The organism is Vibrio sp. 1580, from assembly GCF_033340055.1.
Map to the genome: position 1 here is coordinate 1 of NZ_JAWOVT010000449.1, position 602 is coordinate 602.

Genomic DNA, 602 nt, shown 5'->3' on the forward strand with positions numbered 1-602 from the left:
ACAAATTGGCTACTACTCGAAGTTGATTGGATGGGGAGCCACCATCTTCTTTACTCTCGTTGGCAGTATGTTCAATGTGAAGTTTGGTATCGTGCGCGGTTTGATGATTGGCGGCATTGCTATGTCAGCGAGTAACTTGATGTTTGCTTGGATAGCGTCTGTTGGCCCCAGCGAGCACCTGTATTTAGCGACCATCATCGTTGATAACTTTACGACGGCATTTTCCACCGTAGCCTTTGTCTCGTTTCTGACTCTATTAACCGGGCAAGCGTTCTCTGCCACTCAATATGCATTGCTTGCGTCGCTAGGAAACTTTGGACGAACCACGCTAGCGTCATTCAGCGGTGAATTGGTTGACTACCTAAATGACTGGAGCACGTTTTTCATTCTCACGGCCGTAATGGTGATCCCGAGCTTGATCATGTTGTATTCACTGCGTCATTACTTTACGGATCTTTTGGAAAAAGCGCGGCATAAGCACTAACGACCGCAAATTTGCGCAAAAGTAAGAATAAAAAACCACCGCACAATACGGTGGTTTTTTCTATACAAAACGCGGCGTTCGAGGCTTACGGGTAAAGCCCTTTGCCAAACAAGTTGAA

General features: G+C 46.3%; 1 pseudogene. It reads left to right on the forward strand.

Going from position 1 to position 602, the window contains the following annotated elements:
* Nucleotides 1–484 (forward strand): annotated as a pseudogene (locus tag R7093_RS26520) (MFS transporter); the annotation flags it as partial.
* Nucleotides 485–602 lie beyond the last annotated feature (118 nt).